This is a genomic window from Pseudomonas sp. McL0111 (assembly GCF_052567255.1).
In genome coordinates this window covers 1,347,145-1,363,111 of the sequence record NZ_CP199585.1, presented here as the reverse complement: position 1 = coordinate 1,363,111, position 15,967 = coordinate 1,347,145, and the positions used below count along the sequence as shown (strand labels likewise).

Sequence of the window (15,967 nt, the reverse complement as noted above, 5' to 3'; positions counted from 1 at the left end):
CAATGATGGCCTTTCGCTTGACGCTAACCCCCGCTGTCGTAGACTCCGCACATCCGTCAGGGAGTAGCGGTCATGCAGCGTTTTCGTGTTTGGGTTATCGGATTGACCTTTGTAACGTGCGTGGTTCAGGCGCAAACGCCCGGGCCAGACGATCCGCTGCTGGATAACGCCGCCCCCGGAGCGGCGACTTCGAATAGCGAAGCGCGCGGCGTGCTGCGGGCCAAGGATCAGGCGGTTCTGGCTAGCGAGTTGTCCGGACGGATTGTCGAGTTGCCTTTCAGTGAGGGCGAGTCGTTCAAGAAGGGCGATACCTTGGCGCGATTCGATTGTTCGGCCTATCAGGCCCAGTTGAATGCTGCGCAAGCGGCCAATCGCGGGGCGGGTGAAGAACTGGCGCACAACAAGCAATTGGCCGCGCTCAATTCCGTCGGGCGTTTCGAAGTGGCGCGGGCCGAGGCCAAGGTCAGTGAAACCCAGGCGCAATCTCAGGTTTATCAGGTCCAGGTCAAACGCTGCAGCGTGATCGCGCCGTTCGACGGGCAAGTGGTCGAGCGCAAGGTGCAGCGTTTTGAAAGTGTGCCGGCCGGTGCGCCGCTGCTGGATGTGGTGGATAACCGCACGCTGGAGATCCATCTGCTGGTGCCGTCGCGCTGGATGGCCAAACTCAAACCCGGTCAGACATTCAGCTTCGTTCCCGACGAAACCGGCCAGCCACTCGATGCCACGGTGAAACGCCTTGGCGCGCGCATCGATGAGGGCAGTCAGACCCTGTTGCTGGTCGCAACACTGCCGAACGCGAGTGGTTTGCTCGCTGGCATGAGCGGCACGGCGCGTTTTGCGGAGCTCAAGTGAACGCCCCGGTCAGTGGCGGCGCCGAACAAGTGTTCGCCCGCTTCCTCGATCTCGAACGCCAGACCCGCGCTGCCCGCGATGTACCGCAACTGGCATACAGTCTGGTCAATGACGGCCAGTCGTTGTTCGGCTTTCGCCATGCCGCGCTGTTGATTGCCGGCAAGGTGCAGGCAGTCACCGGCGTCAGCGCCGTGGAGCCGAATGCGCCGTTCGTGGCGTTCGTTGAGCAGGCTGTTGCGCAGTTGTTCAAGCAGGATGTACTGAAGCAGGCGCGGGTGATCGCGCCGGAAATGGTCGGCGAATCGATTCAGGCCGACTGGCGCAGTTTGTCCGCCGCGCAGGTGTTCTGGCTGCCGTTGGTGGACCGCGAAGGGCAGGTGTTCGGCGGTTTGTGGCTGGCCCGCGATGTGCCGTGGAATCCCTCCGAGCAAGTTCTGCTGTCGCAACTCGGCGACACCTATAGCCACGCCTGGCTGGCGCTGCAACCGCGCAAACCGTGGCGGCTGCGCTGGACGCGCAAGCGTCAGGTGGCGCTGGTCGCAGTCTTGTTGTTGGGGCTGTTGATTCCGGTGCGCCAATCGGTGCTGGCCCCGGCCGAAGTGGTGCCGCAGGGCGGGCGCGTGGTGGCGGCGCCGCTGGACGGGGTGATCGCCGAGTTTCTGGTCAAACCCAATCAGCCGGTGAAAACCGGTGATCTGTTGCTGCGCTTCGAAAGCACCACGCTCAAGGCTCAGGCTGACGTCGCCGAACGGGCGTTGGGGGTTGCCGAGGCCGAACTGAAATCCAATTCCCAGCGTTCGTTTGCTGACGCCGAATCCAGCTCCCGGGTCGATTTGCTCGCTGCTCGTGCCGAGCAAAAACGCGCGGAACGGGATTACGCCCGCGAGTTGCTCAACCGCAGCGAAGTACGTGCCGAGCGCGACGGCATTGCGGTGTTTGCCGATGCCGAGCGCTTGACGGGCAGACCGGTGCAGACCGGCGAACGGCTGATGGAAATCGCCGATCCGACTCAGGCTGAGCTACGCATTGAATTGGCCGTGGGTGATGCGATCTCGCTGGACCCCGGCGCCGAAGTTGCGCTGTTTCTCGACAGCGATCCGCTCAAGCGTCATCTCGCAACGCTCGAACGCTCGGCCTACGAAGCGCAACCGACCGCAGGTGGACAGCTGGCTTATCGTCTGGACGCCAATTTTGCCGAGGCTCCGCCGCGTATCGGTCTGCGCGGTACGGCGAAAATATTTGGCGACCGTGCGCCGCTGGCGCTGTATCTGCTGCGCCGGCCATTGGCGGGCCTGCGTCAAAGCGTAGGTCTGTAAATGAACCTGCCGAGCCTGCGCGCCGATTTACAGTTGTCGCCCGCAGCCCCGGCGCTGGACGGCTCGCCGCGCTGGACGCTGGCCGATCCGGTGCGCGGGCGCTATTTCAAACTCGGCGCAGCGGCGATGCGTCTGTTGCGGCACTGGTCGCTGGGCGATGCCGAACAAGTGCTGCGCGCGGCCAATCGTGAACCGGGTCTGCCGCTCGATGGCAGCGAACTCGAGCAGTTGCTGGAGTTTCTCCGTGGGCACGATTTGATCAGTGCGCTCGATGATCAGCAGCGCGCCAGTTACCGCCTCAAGGCCTTGGCCCAGCGTCAGAGCCTGTGGAAAATCCTCCTGCATCAATATCTGTTTTTCCGTATTCCGCTGTGGCGCCCGGACGCGTTTCTCAATCGCACCTGGCCATGGCTGGAACGTTACGGCCCGCGCCTGTTGCGCTATGGCTTGCCGGCAACCCTGGGGCTCGGGGTGTTTCTGGTGTCGCGGGACTGGCAGCGCTTTGTCGGTACGTTTCCGCATCTGTTCAGCCTCGGCGGCGCGCTGGCGTTCGGTGTGGCGTTGTTTTTTGCCAAGCTCTGTCATGAGTTCGGCCACGCATTCATGGCCAAGCGCGCCGGGTGTCGGGTGCAGAGCATGGGCGTGGCGTTCATGGTGCTGCTGCCGATGTTTTATACCGATGTCAGCGATGCCTGGCGGGTCAATGATCGACGCGCACGGCTGCTGATCGGTGCCGGCGGGGTGCTGGCGGAATTGCTGCTGGCCAGTATTGCGCTGCTGGTCTGGTCGCTGCTGCCCGACGGGCCGGGACGCACGGCGGCGTTCATGCTCGCCAGCGCCACCTGGATCACCACGCTGGTGGTCAACCTCAACCCGTTCATGCGGTTTGACGGCTACTTTCTGATCAGTGATTTGTGGGAGGTCGACAATCTTCAGGGGCGGGCGTTTGCCTTGTGTCGCTGGCGGTTGCGCGAGTTTTTGTTCGGCTACGGCGCACCGGCGCCCGAGCCTTGGTCGCCGAAGATGCAACGGCGTTTGCTGATCTGGGGGTATGGCTCGTGGTTGTGGCGTGCGGCGTTGTTTTTCGGGATCGCGTTGGCGGTCTATCACCTGTTCTTCAAGGTGTTGGGGATTTTCCTGATGCTGGTGGAACTGGTGTGGTTCATCTTTCTGCCAATCATGAATGAGTGGCGCCAGTGGTGGAGCCGCCGCGATCAGGCCCACGCGCCACGAGTCTTGCTCAGCGCTCTGGTGCTGCTTGGCCTGTTGCTGGTGCTGATCGTGCCGTGGCGCAGCGCCGTGGAATTGCCGACGATGCTCGAGGCCGGGCGCGCCAGTGCCTTGCACGCCCCGGCAGCGGCGCGGGTCAAAGCGGTGAACGTCGCGGACGGCCAGAAAGTCGCGCAGGGCGATGTGCTGATTGAACTTGAATCACCTGATCTCGATTCGAAACTGGCCATCGTGCGCCGGGAAATCCAGATTCAGCAGTTGCTGATGCGACGTCAGGCCGGACGCAGTGAAACCGCCGCCGACGCCGGTATCGTCGAACAGAAACTCGCGGAAGCCGTGGCCGAATATCGCGGGCTGAGCGCACAACGCGAGCGTCTGTCGTTGCGCGCACCGCACGCCGGTACGGTGCGAGATTTGCTGCCGAACCTGAGCGTGGGCCGTTGGCTGTCGAGCACGGATGCGCTGGCACGGGTGGTCGAGGACGGGACTCGCTTGCGCGGGTATCTGGCCGAGGCCGAGCTCTGGCGGGTGAAGCCGGGCGCCAGCGGACGGTTTATTGCCGACGACCCGATGCACCCGGCGCTGGCCGTGCAACTAAGTGAAATCGATACCAACGGCGTGGCGTATGTCGATCAGGAAGCGCTGACCTCCGATCACCACGGACCGATTGCCGTGCGCCGCGATCAACAGCAGCGGGCAGAACCGGTGCAGGCGCAATACGGCGCACGACTGACTACGCTTGAGGCGGCGCCGACCCCGATGCAGCCGCTGCGCGGCGTGGTGGTGTTGCAGGGCAGCGCCGAGTCATTGCTGGGTGTCGCCTGGCGGCGATTGGCGGCGCTCGGCGTCAGGGAAAGTGGTTTTTAACGGAGAGCGGTGATGGCGAGTAACTCGGCAGTGGCGGCAAACGGATTGGTGGTGCGGCCTTCGGTGACCGCTGACGGTCCGTTTCTGCAAAGTCTGTATCAGACGGCACGCCCCGATCTGCAATTGATCGATGGCGAGCATGAACATGTGCAGCAAATCGTTGCGCAGCAGTTTCAGGTGCAGGAGCAGGGGATGGGCGAAAGCTATCCCAATGCCATGCACTACGTGGTCGAGAAACTTGGCACGGCCATCGGCGCGCTGAGTACCGATTTTGGTCCCAACGAGATTCGCGTGCTGTATCTGGCGTTCATCCCCCAGGCACGCGGCAAGGGTTATGGCCGCGAAGTGCTGCAAGGCGTACAAAAAGCCGCGCAACAGATCCGCTGCCCGGTGGCCACGGTGGTCTGGACTAACAACCCGCATGCACGCCGGCATTACCTGGCGCTGGGGTTTGCCGTTGAAGAAAGTAATCCTGCCGCCGAGCGCCTTGTCTGGTACCCACAGGGATGATGTCCGGTCAGTTGAAGGTGATGTGGAAATAACCCAGTTGCGGATCACGTCCCATCGGCGGCACTCGTGACACGAAAATACCCTGCACCCGCCCAAGCTCGGGTAACTCCAGCGCACACAGGCCATCGACAAATTCGGTTGGAGTCAGGCTGTTCAGCTCGACACTGAACGGCATGCGCTCGCTGTAGCGCATTTTTGCCGAGGGGTTTTCTTCCAGTTGCCCGATATGAACTTGCAGCGCACTGCCGTCGGGCAGATGCAGGGTGCCGATCCGACCCAGTAGCGCTTCGAAATTTTGGCTTCTAACGGTTTGCAGCATGTCTTGCTCCAGCCAGGTTGAGTGCCGGGGAAGCGTGCTCCCCCGGCGGTCAATCAGTTACGTGAAGGGAAGATACCTTGCAGCGCAATGCTGAAGTTGAGCACCAGATACGGGTTCATGATCGGCATCGGCTGGCCATTGCCGGTGGGTGAGATTGTCCCGGCGATGGTGGTAGCCACGCCTTTGAGCGCAATGGCCGACGCACCTTGGGCGTCGGAATAGATATTCGCCAGACCGGGACCGGTACCGGAAGCGCCGATGTAGGAGTTTGTCGCGGTGGGTGTACCGAGCGGATTGCTGGCAGGGTTAGCCAATTGCAGGGTGGTGGTGGCAGTGAGGCCTGCCAGAGTGTGAGTGTGGTTCGGCAGATTGTTGAGAGTGGCAGTGACTTGTTCGGTACCGGAAATTTCACCCATCACTCGAGTTGTCAGGCCCCCGCCAGTGCCTTGGCAGATCGGCATTCGGCTTTGCAGGTTGGGCAGTCCGAAAGTCGTGGTGCCGTTACCGCCATAGGTGGTTCCCAGCAACGCAAACAACGCGTTGTACTGCGCGATGCTCATCATCTGACCGTTGCACGCCGCCCAGCCGCTGGGTGCATAGTTAAAGGCAAACGTCAGAACAGTACCCATGTAAACGTCCATAGTCCTCATCCCTTCAGGTTATTGGTCGGCGGGCCACTCGCGGTTTCGGCCGGGTTCCTTGCCTTTCCTTTCGCAGCCAGGTCACGCCACGCCAGAGCGTAGACCCGGTTTGACTCGACTGCCGGATGTCGTGAATGAGTAATCCGCCATCGACGGCTATCCTGTCGCTGACCTAAAGTGACTGGCAGGTTTCGGGGTCATACGGTCGTGGTTTTCCGGCGTAGCAAGAGGATGTAATGGCAGCACACAGAGAAACGCCGATTGGCGACACGCAAGAACCCCGCGCGGTCCCGGGGGCATGGCTGGTTGCCCTGCGTCTGATTCGATGGGCCAGAGAACACTGGCTGCTGCCGATCATGTTGCTGGCGGCGGTGGTGCGTTGTTACGACCTGACGGCCGCGTCGATCTGGTTCGACGAAGGTTCCAGCGTGCTGCTGAGCCAGTTTTCACTGGCGGACATCTGGGTGCGTGCAGCCCATGATGTGCATCCGCCGCTGTATTTCATGTTGCTGCATGGCTGGATCGGGCTGTTCGGCGACGGCATGCTGTCGATTCGCAGCATGAGTGCGATACCCGGGATCATCACCGTTGGCCTCGGCGTGTGGCTGGTGGATCTGCTCGCCACCCGGCGTGCCGCGTTGCTGGCCGGTTTGCTGCTGGCGCTGTTGCCCACCGCCGTGCGTTACAGCCAGGAAGTGCGCATGTATGCGTTGCTCGGCATGTGGCTGATCGGCGCGACCATTGCCTTGGTGTACTGGGTGCGGCAACCACGGCGGCATCGTTATCTGGTTGCTTATGCGTTGTTGATGACGGCAGCGTTCTACACCCATTACTTCACCGCTTTGTGCGTGATCAGTCACTGGCTGTATCTGGCGGCGGTGCGCGTGCAGCCGGGGTATCGATTGCGGCATATCCAGCGCCCGGCCTGGTGGCTGGCGAATCTGGCGATTGCACTGGCATACCTGCCGTGGGTGCCCAATCTGGTCGATCTGCTGCAGCACATCCCGGAACTCAAGGCCAGTAACGATATTGGCTGGGAAGACCCGGTGACCCTGGTCTCGCTGCCTTCGATGGTCTGGTCGCTGCTGATTCAGGACGATGGCGGCACTTTTCCGGTCTGGCTGTTCATGACCCTGCCCTTGGCATTGCTGGCGCTTATCGGCGTCGCATTACGACGTGATCGCAGTGTTTTTCGCGGCAGCTTGCTGCTGTTGTGCTACAGCGTGGTGCCGATCCTGTTGGTGTTTGCCGTGTCGTTTATCTCGCCGGTATTCATCGAGCGTTACCTGACGGCCTATGCGCTGGGGTTGCCGATGCTGGTGGCACTGGCGATCGATCGGCTGTACGCAGGCTCTCGTGTGCTGGCGCTGGCCATCCTGGTGCTGTTCGTCGGTGTTGAACTGATAGGCGTGAAGAACAACGCCACGGTCGACAGCAATGATCAGTTCGGTGTGCTGGTCGACTACGTCAACCGGCACTTCACCGAGGGCGACCGGATCGTCACCAGCGACATGATGTGGTACCTGAGTTACGTCTACTACAACCGCACCGATGCGCAGATTCGTCTATACACCCCGAACGCCGCGGACGGCCATTCCACGCGCCCCAACGCTTACGGGTTCGGTACGCTGGTCAGCGACGACGTCTACCTCGACCGGTTGGCCGATTTGCCAAACGGCAGCGGCCGGGTGTGGCTGATCGGCACCCTGGACGAGCCGAATGATTTTGCGGCTCTGCCAGAGGGTTGGCAGCGGCGCAGTGACATGCATGCTGCAGGCGCTTTTGCACGTCTGTACCAGACGCTGCCAGACACCGGGAAACCGGGGGGTTGAGCGCTAAATCGATTCATCAGCCGAGTCATACGAATTTTCGATTTATTTGGCTCGAATAGTTTCGATTTGATATCAAAACACCACTAGTCGAAAGGATATTGTTGAACTACATTTGTCGGACAAAAGGACTTCCGACTACGGTGAAGGGATTGCAGCAGTTCCACTTTATCTCCGGCTTGCCGCGCTCAGGCTCGACCCTGCTTTCTGCAATTCTTTTGCAGAACCCGCGCTTTCATGCAGGCATGACCAGTCCAGTGGGCTCGCTGTTTTCCGGAGTCCTCGATCAATGCAGCGCCGGCAGTGAGTTCGGCGCGGTGATCGACACCGACATGCGCCGGCGCCTGCTGCGTGGTTTGTTCGATTCCTTCTACGCCGACAAGGCCGACAAACCCGTGGTATTCGACACCAACCGCCAGTGGAGCTCGCGCCTGCCGGCGATCAACGATCTGTTCCCCAAAGCCAAAGTCATCGCCTGCGTGCGCAACGTCGCCTGGGTGATGGACAGTCTCGAGCGGCTGTACCGCGCCAACCCCTATGAAAACACCAAGCTGTTCGGCGATGCCGTCGAGCGCAACACCGTCTACAGCCGCTGCGAAACCCTCGCTCAGCGCAATCGTCTGGTGGGTTTTGCCTGGGCGGCGCTCAAGGAAGCCTATTACGGCGAACACGCCGAGTCGCTGCTGATCATCGATTACGACTTGCTCAGTCAGGCCCCAGAGCGGGTGTTGCGGCTGGTCTATGACTTTATCGGCGAACCGTGGTTCGAACACGATTTCGAGCATCTGGCGTATGACGCGCCGGAGTTCGACCAAGCCCTGGGCCTTGCCGGCCTGCACAAGGTCAAACCCAGGGTTGCCTTGCAGTCACGGCGCACGATTTTGCCACCGGACCTGTTCAAGCAATACGCCGATTTGTCTTTTTGGCTCGATGGCTCAGCCAGCGCCGCCAATGTCATTCGTATGAAGTCCGACCCCGCGATCAGTTGATCGCGGCGTTTTTCATTGATGCGTTAACAACTGCGTTCGATTGCGGGTGAGCAACATGTGGTGGACCCTGTTTGGCGGTGCAAAGGTAAAGTCGCGGGCAACCGAGGGCCGGCGTTCGCTGGCCACGCCGATGATCATGCCGCTGGAACCGCGCATGTTGTTCGACGGCGCAGTCGCAGCCACCGTGGCCGATACGGCAGCCCAGGCCGACAGCCATCCTGCCGCTGATGCAGCGAAGACGCCGACTGCCGATCACCCGAGCGTCAGCAAGGACACTCACGGTCAGGCTGACGCCACACCGGCCGCCAGCCCCGTCGCGGTGCCGGGGCAGAGCGTGGTGTTCGTCGATTCCCGGGTCAAGGACGCCGACAGTCTGCTGCAGGGCGTTGCGCCGGGCACCCAAGTGGTCAAACTCGATGCAACCAAGGACGGCCTGCAACAGATCGCCGACTATCTCGATCACCATCAAGGCATCAGCTCGGTGCAGATCATCGCTCACGGCAATGCCGGCGATCTGTGGCTGGGTGACAGCTATCTATCAGCCGACAACGTCGCCCAACGCAGCGCGGTTCTCGCTGAAATCGGCAAGGACATGAACGTCGGCGGCGACATTTTGATCTACGGCTGCTACACCGCCGAAGGTGATCGCGGCCTGAGTTTCGTTGACTCTCTGGCGCAACTGACCGGTCGCGACATTGCAGCATCGAACAACCGTACCGGCGTCGGCGGCGACTGGAATCTGGAGATCGCTACCGGCAACATCGAAAGCGCCAACGTGCTCTCGACCAAAGCCATGAGCGAATATCAGTGGGGCCTGGCCACCTGGACCGCGACCAACAATCTCAATACCGGTGTCGGCTCGTTGCGGGCGGCGCTGGCGTCGGCGCAGAACGGTGACATCGTCACGTTCAGTTCCAGCATGACCGTCCAGCTCACCTCTGAGCTGCTGATCAACAAGAGCATCACCGTCGATGGTGACTTGAACAACGACGGCGTGGCCGACGTGACGCTCGACGGCCAATACAAAACCCGCGTGGTGGAAGTCGCTTCCGGCAACACGGTGACCCTCGACGGCTTGGTCATTACCCGAGGTCTGGTGGCCGCCACCGGTGGTAACGGCGGCGCAGCGGCGGCGAGCGCCATGGGCGGCGGGATTTTCAACGCCGGCATCCTCACTCTGAATAACGTCACGGTAACTGCCAACGCCGCTTCCGGCGGTGGTGGCGGCGGTGGGGTGACCGGCGGTTACGTCGGCGGTGGCGGTGGTGGCGGTGGCGGTATCGGTGGGCAGGTCGGTGGTCACGGCGGTTCGACCGGCCCGGCCACCGGGCCCTATGCAGGCGGTGCTGGCAGCGCTAACGCGGGTGGTTACGGCGGTGGCTACTCTCCTGCCGACATGGGGGGGCGCGGCGGCACCAGCACGGGTGGCGTGGGCGGCAACGGCGGCAGTGCCGGCGCCGGCTACAGCCACGGCGGTAATGGTGGCACGGCGAGCAATGGCACGATTTCCATTGGCGGCGGTGGTGGTGGCTCGGGCTGGAACAAGGTCGGCGGCGTCGGCGCCAATGCGGCCGGCGGTATCTACAACGCCTCGAGCGGCACGTTGAAGGTCATCGGCACCTCGGTGATCAGCAACAACATCGCGGCCGGTGGTGGCGGTGGTGGCGGCGGCGGTGTTGGCAGCAATGGCGCCAACGGCGGTGACGGTGGTCGTGGTGTCGGCGCGATCTGGAATAACGGCGGCGTGGTGCTAATCACCGCGAGCAACTTTGCCGCGATCAGTGGCAACGCTGCTGCCAGTGGTGGCGGTGGTCTGTCGAGCGGTGGTTCGACAGGTAATACGCCGAGTGCCCTGGCGGCGATCTTCAACAATGGCGGTTCGCTCAACACCGCCTACGTGGAACCGCCGACCGCCACCATCGTGGTCGCCGATCCGGCCCTTTCCATCGGCGAAACGTCTCTGGTGACCATCACCTTCAGTCGCGCAGTTTCTGGTTTCACCACCGCTGACCTGACGGTTGCCAACGGCACGCTGACGACCCTTTCCAGTATTGATGGCGGTATCACCTGGACCGCGACGCTTACACCAACCAATAGCATTACCGACACCACCAACCTGATCACCCTCGATAATACGGGCGTGACCGCAGTCTCTGACGGCGTGGCGGGCGTCGGCACCACCAACTCCAACAACTACGCGATCGACACAGTCCGTCCGACTGCAACCATCGCGATGGGCGATACGGCACTCAAGATAGGCGACACCTCTTTGGTGACCATCACCTTCAGCGAAGCCGTGACCGGTTTTACCAACGCCGATCTGACCATTGCCAACGGCACGCTGACGGCGGTAAGCAGTGCCGATGGCGGCATTACCTGGACAGCGACTTTCACGCCGACTGGCAACATCACTGACGCCACCAACGTGGTGACGCTGGACAACACCGGTGTTGCCGATCTGGCCGGCAACGCCGGCACGGGCAGCACCAATTCAGCCAATTACGTCGTCGATACCGTGCGCCCGACCGCTACCGTGGTGGTCGCCGACAACAATCTGGCCATCGGCGAAACCTCGCTGGTGACCATCACCTTCAGCGAAGCGGTGACCGGCTTCACCAACGCCGATCTGACGATTGCCAACGGCACGCTGAGCGCGGTCACCAGCGCCGATGGCGGGATCACCTGGACCGCAACGTTCACCCCCAACAGCAGCGTCAACGACGCCACCAACCTGATCACTCTGAACAACGCTGGAGTGACAGACCTGGCCGGCAATGCGGGAGCGGGCACCACCGACTCGAACAATTATGTGATCGACACCGCCCCGCCGACCGCCACTATCGTGGTTGCCGACAACGCGCTGAAAATCGGCGAAACCTCACTGGTCACGATCACCTTCAGCGAGGCCGTCAGCGGTTTCACCAACGCTGACCTGACACTCGCCAACGGCACGCTGACGGCGGTGAGCAGCGCAGACGGTGGCATCACCTGGACGGCAACCTTCACGCCAACCTCCAACATCACCGACACCACCAACGTCATCACGCTGGATAACACTGGCGTCGCTGACCTGTCGGGAAATGCCGGCGTCGGCACCACAAATTCGAACAACTACGCAGTCGATACCCAGCGCCCGACCTCGACTATCGTGTTCGCACAAAGCACCCTGAAAATCGGCGATACATCGCAGGTAACCATCACCTTCAGCGAAGCGGTGAGCGGTTTCACCAACGCTGACCTGACGATTGCCAACGGCACGCTGACGGCGGTGAGCAGTGCTGACGGCGGCGTTACCTGGACGGCGACTTTTACCCCGTCCGCCGCCATCACTGACGCCACCAACGTGGTGACGCTGGATAACACCGGTATTGCCGATCTGGCCGGCAACGCCGGCACCGGCACCACTACATCGAACAACTACGCCGTCGATACCGTGCGCCCGACCGCAACCATCGTGCTGGCCGATCCGACCCTGAGTGCCGGTGAAACTTCGCTGGTGACCATCACCTTCAACGAAGCAGTGACCGGCTTCACCAACGCCGACCTGACGATTGCCAACGGCACGCTGAGCGCGGTAAGCAGCAGCGATGGCGGCATTACCTGGACCGCGACGTTCACCCCGACGGCGGGTGTCAACGATGCCACCAACGTGATCACCCTCGCCAATGCCGGCATCGCTGACCTTGCGGGCAACGCCGGCGCCGGCACCACCAATTCCGGTAACTACACCATCGACACCGTGCTGCCGACAGCGTCCATTGTGGTCGCCGACAATGCGCTGAACATTGGTGAGACCTCGCTGGTCACTATCACCTTCAGCGAGGCGGTCACCGGTTTCACCAACGCCGACCTGACCATCGCCAACGGCACTTTGACCGCGGTAAGCAGCAGTGACGGCGGGATTACCTGGACCGCAACGTTTACTCCAACGACCAGCATCACTGACGCCACCAACGTGATCACCCTCGACAACAGCGGCGTGCAGAACGCCTCCGGCAATGCCGGCAGCGGCACCACCAACTCGAACAATTACGCAGTCGACACCCAGCGCCCGACCTCGACTGTCGTGTTCGCGCAAAGCAACCTGAAAATCGGCGATACATCACAGGTGACCATCACCTTCAGTGAAGCGGTGAGCGGTTTCACCAACGCTGACCTGACGATTGCCAACGGCACGCTGACGGCGGTGAGCAGTGCTGACGGCGGCGTTACCTGGACGGCGACTTTTACCCCGTCTGGCGGCATCAATGACACCACCAACGTGGTGACGCTGGATAACACCGGTATTGCCGATCTGGCCGGCAACGCCGGCACCGGCACCACTACATCGAACAACTACAGCATCGACACGCAACGCCCGACCGCAACCATCGTGGTCGCTGATCCAACCCTGAATGCCGGTGAGACTTCACTGGTGACCATCACCTTCAGCGAAGCGGTGAGCGGCTTCACCAACGCCGATCTGACGATTGCCAATGGCACGCTTAGCGCGGTAAGCAGCAGCGACGGCGGCATTACCTGGACCGCGACGTTCACCCCGACGGCGGGTGTCAACGATGCCACCAACGTGATTACCCTCGCCAATGCCGGCATCGCCGATCTGGCGGGCAATGCGGGCACCGGCACCACCAATTCCGGCAACTACACGATCGACACTGTACTGCCGACCGCGACCATTGTAGTCGCCGACAACGCTCTTAATATCGGTGAGACCTCGCTGGTCACTATCACCTTCAGCGAGGCCGTCACCGGTTTCACCAACGCCGACCTGACCATCGCCAACGGCACTTTGACCGCGGTAAGCAGCAGTGACGGCGGGATTACCTGGACCGCAACATTTACTCCAACGACCAGCATCACTGACGCCACCAACGTGATCACCCTCGACAACAGCGGCGTGCAGAACGCATCGGGCAATGCCGGTAGCGGCACCACCAACTCCAACAGTTACGCCATCGACACCCAGCGTCCGACCGCGACCATCGTGGTTGCCGATACGGCGCTGGGAGTTGGCCAGACCACCACAGTGACCATTACCTTCAGCGAAGCGGTGAGCGGACTGACTCTGGCCGACGTGACCGTAGCCAACGGCACGTTGTCCGGACTGACCACCTCGGACAACATCACGTTCACCGCGACCTTTACCCCGACGGCCGGCATCACTGACACCAGCAATCTGATCACTCTGGACAACACCGGCATCGCCGATTTGGCGGGCAACGCGGGCAGCGGCACCACCGACTCGAACAACTATGTGATCGACAGTCAGCGTCCGACTGCCACCATCGTCATCAGCGACAATGACCTGCGTCCCGGCGAAACGGCGCTGGTGACCATCACCTTCAGCGAGGCCGTGACCGGTTTCGACAACTCCGATCTGAGCGTCGCCAATGGCACGCTGAGCAACGTGACGTCGAGCGACGGCGGCATTACCTGGACTGCCACGTTCACGCCGACCATCGGCGTTACCGATGCGACCAACCTGATCGTCCTCAATAACGCTGGCATCAGTGATCTGGCCGGCAATACCGGCACTGGCACCACCAATTCGAGCAATTATCAGGTCGATACCGAGGTGCCGACCGCGACCATCGTTGTTGCGGACACCGCGTTGAAAGCAGGCGAAACCTCACTGGTGACAATCACGTTCAGCGAGGCCGTCAGCGGTTTCACCAACGCCGACCTGACCATCGCCAACGGTACGTTGAGTAATGTTTCGTCGAGCGACGGCGGTGTCACCTGGACGGCAAACTTCACGCCGACCACCAACATCACCGACACCAGCAACCTGATCGTCCTCGACAACAGCGGCGTGACCAACGCCTCGGGCAACGCGGGTGTGGGCACCACCGATTCGAACAACTTCGCCATCGACACCGCGCTGCCGACCGCCACCATCGTGGTTGCCGACAATCGTTTGGGTATCGGTGAAACCACCACGGTGACCATCACCTTCAGTGAAGCGGTCAGTGGCTTCGATCTGTCCGACATCAGCGTCGCCAACGGTGCGTTGTCGAACCTGCTCAGCAGTGACGGCGGCAAGACCTGGACTGCCACGCTGACCCCGACCGCTAACGTCAACGACACAACCAACCTGATCGTGCTCGATACTTCGGGTGTGCAGGACCTCGCCGGAAACGCTGGCGCCAGCATCGCCATTTCCAACAACTACATATTGGATGCGACCCAGCCGACCGTGAATATCGTGGTCGCCAACCCGCACATCGGTATCGGCCAGACCACGCAGGTGACCTTCACTTTCAGCGAGACGGTGAGCAACTTCGACCTGTCCGATCTGAGCGTGACCAACGGTGATCTGAGCAATCTGAGCAGCAGCGACGGCGGCAAAACCTGGACCGCGACGTTCACCCCGACCGCCAATGTCACCGACCCGAGCAACTTCATCGCGCTGGACACCAGCAACGTCACCGACCTGGCAGGCAACACCGGTAACACCGTGACGGTGTCGAACAACTACGCGATCGACAGTGAACGACCGACTGCCACCGTCGTCATCGGCAACCCGAATCTGGGTCTCGGCCAGACTTCTCCGGTGACGATCACCTTCAACGAAGCCGTCAGCGGATTTGATCTGGCCGACATCAATGTCGCCAACGGCACGCTGTCGAACCTGAGCAGCAGTGACGGCGGCAAAACCTGGACCGCGACCCTGACGCCGAATGCCAACGTCAGCAGCGCCAGCAACGCGATCAGCGTCGACAGTGCCGGCGTCAGTGATCAGTCAGGCAACAGCGGCAGTGGCACGAGTCAGTCCGGCAACTACGCGATCAACACCGTGCCGCCGATTGTTCCGCCATCTACGCCGACCTCACCGATTGTGGTGGTGCCGCCCGATCCGGAATTCCGTGCCGGCGATCCAGTGGTGTTGCCGCCGCAACCCAACGCGCCGCTGCAACCGATCATCTTCACTCCGCCCACCGGCGATCTCGGTTCGCCGCTGACCTTCGCTCCGTTGTTCGAGCAGCGCGTGATCGGCGATGGCTTGCGGCCGCTGGGTGACATCTTCATGAATCACGGCGCGCTGAGCCCGAGCTTCATTGCCCAAGTGTTCTCCGACAGCAATTACGGCGACGGCTCGGGTCATGGCTTCCTCGGATTTGGCGGCGGCGATGGCGGGGTGTTTGGCAGCAGCACGCTGTCGAGCCTGTTCAACCAGGGCAGCGACAGCGGTCGTGACTCGTTGAACGCCTTCGATCATCACTCGATCAAGGGCGGCGATATTTCCCAGGGGCTGCGCGGAGTATTTGGCGCACCGACACTGGGTCAGCAACTGCAACAACTCAAGGACAGTGAACAGCACCGGGTCGATGACCTGGCGGCGGCATTGCAACAGGTCGGTATCAGCGAAATATCGGCCTGAACCAACAAAACTACTTAACACGGTGCGGTAGCC

9 protein-coding genes are annotated in these 15,967 nt (G+C 61.7%); 7 read left to right on the top strand and 2 right to left on the bottom strand.

Annotated elements, in window-relative coordinates; all coding sequences use genetic code 11:
* Positions 1 to 72: 72 nt before the first annotated feature.
* Genes ACTWLJ_RS06175 through ACTWLJ_RS06160 form a run of 4 tightly spaced genes read left to right on the top strand, consistent with a single transcriptional unit; the run spans position 73 to position 4,775 of the window.
* A complete protein-coding gene (locus ACTWLJ_RS06175) occupies positions 73 to 852 on the top strand; it encodes an efflux RND transporter periplasmic adaptor subunit (RefSeq protein WP_401210771.1) in 780 nt (259 codons plus the stop codon).
* Entirely contained in the window at positions 849 to 2,168 is a 1,320-nt protein-coding gene (locus ACTWLJ_RS06170; RefSeq protein WP_445180237.1) for an efflux RND transporter periplasmic adaptor subunit, read from the top strand. Before ACTWLJ_RS06175 ends, ACTWLJ_RS06170 begins: the two co-directional genes overlap by 4 nt.
* Positions 2,169 to 4,265 (top strand): biotin/lipoyl-binding protein, encoded by a 2,097-nt coding sequence (locus ACTWLJ_RS06165; protein WP_445180236.1) that lies wholly within the window; start codon positions 2,169 to 2,171, stop codon positions 4,263 to 4,265.
* Positions 4,266 to 4,277: 12 nt separating this feature from the next.
* Complete coding sequence (locus ACTWLJ_RS06160) at positions 4,278 to 4,775, top strand: GNAT family N-acetyltransferase (RefSeq protein WP_445180235.1); 498 nt, start codon at positions 4,278 to 4,280, stop codon at positions 4,773 to 4,775.
* Positions 4,776 to 4,782: 7 nt separating this feature from the next.
* On the opposite strand, the gene ACTWLJ_RS06155 is transcribed toward ACTWLJ_RS06160, so the two are convergent.
* Positions 4,783 to 5,094 carry a DUF6916 family protein gene (locus tag ACTWLJ_RS06155; RefSeq protein WP_445180234.1) on the bottom strand — a complete coding sequence of 104 codons (312 nt, stop codon included), beginning with the start codon at positions 5,092 to 5,094 and terminating at the stop codon, positions 4,783 to 4,785.
* A gap of 53 nt (positions 5,095 to 5,147) precedes the next feature.
* A complete protein-coding gene (locus tag ACTWLJ_RS06150; protein WP_445180233.1) occupies positions 5,148 to 5,735 on the bottom strand; it encodes a phage tail protein in 588 nt (195 codons plus the stop codon).
* Between the two features lie 236 nt (positions 5,736 to 5,971).
* Here ACTWLJ_RS06150 and ACTWLJ_RS06145 point away from each other — a divergent pair, with 236 nt between their 5' ends.
* The 3 genes from ACTWLJ_RS06145 (at position 5,972) to ACTWLJ_RS06135 (ending at position 15,934) form a co-directional block, all read left to right on the top strand.
* The gene (locus ACTWLJ_RS06145) at positions 5,972 to 7,567 is read left to right on the top strand and encodes a glycosyltransferase family 39 protein (protein WP_445180232.1); all 1,596 of its coding nucleotides are present in this window, start codon (positions 5,972 to 5,974) and stop codon (positions 7,565 to 7,567) included.
* 140 nt (positions 7,568 to 7,707) lie between these two features.
* Positions 7,708 to 8,553, top strand: a complete 846-nt coding sequence (locus tag ACTWLJ_RS06140; protein ID WP_445180231.1) for a sulfotransferase family protein — start codon at positions 7,708 to 7,710, stop codon at positions 8,551 to 8,553.
* A gap of 154 nt (positions 8,554 to 8,707) precedes the next feature.
* On the top strand, positions 8,708 to 15,934 hold the full coding sequence (locus tag ACTWLJ_RS06135; protein ID WP_445181323.1) for an Ig-like domain-containing protein: 7,227 nt from the start codon (positions 8,708 to 8,710) through the stop codon (positions 15,932 to 15,934).
* Positions 15,935 to 15,967 lie beyond the last annotated feature (33 nt).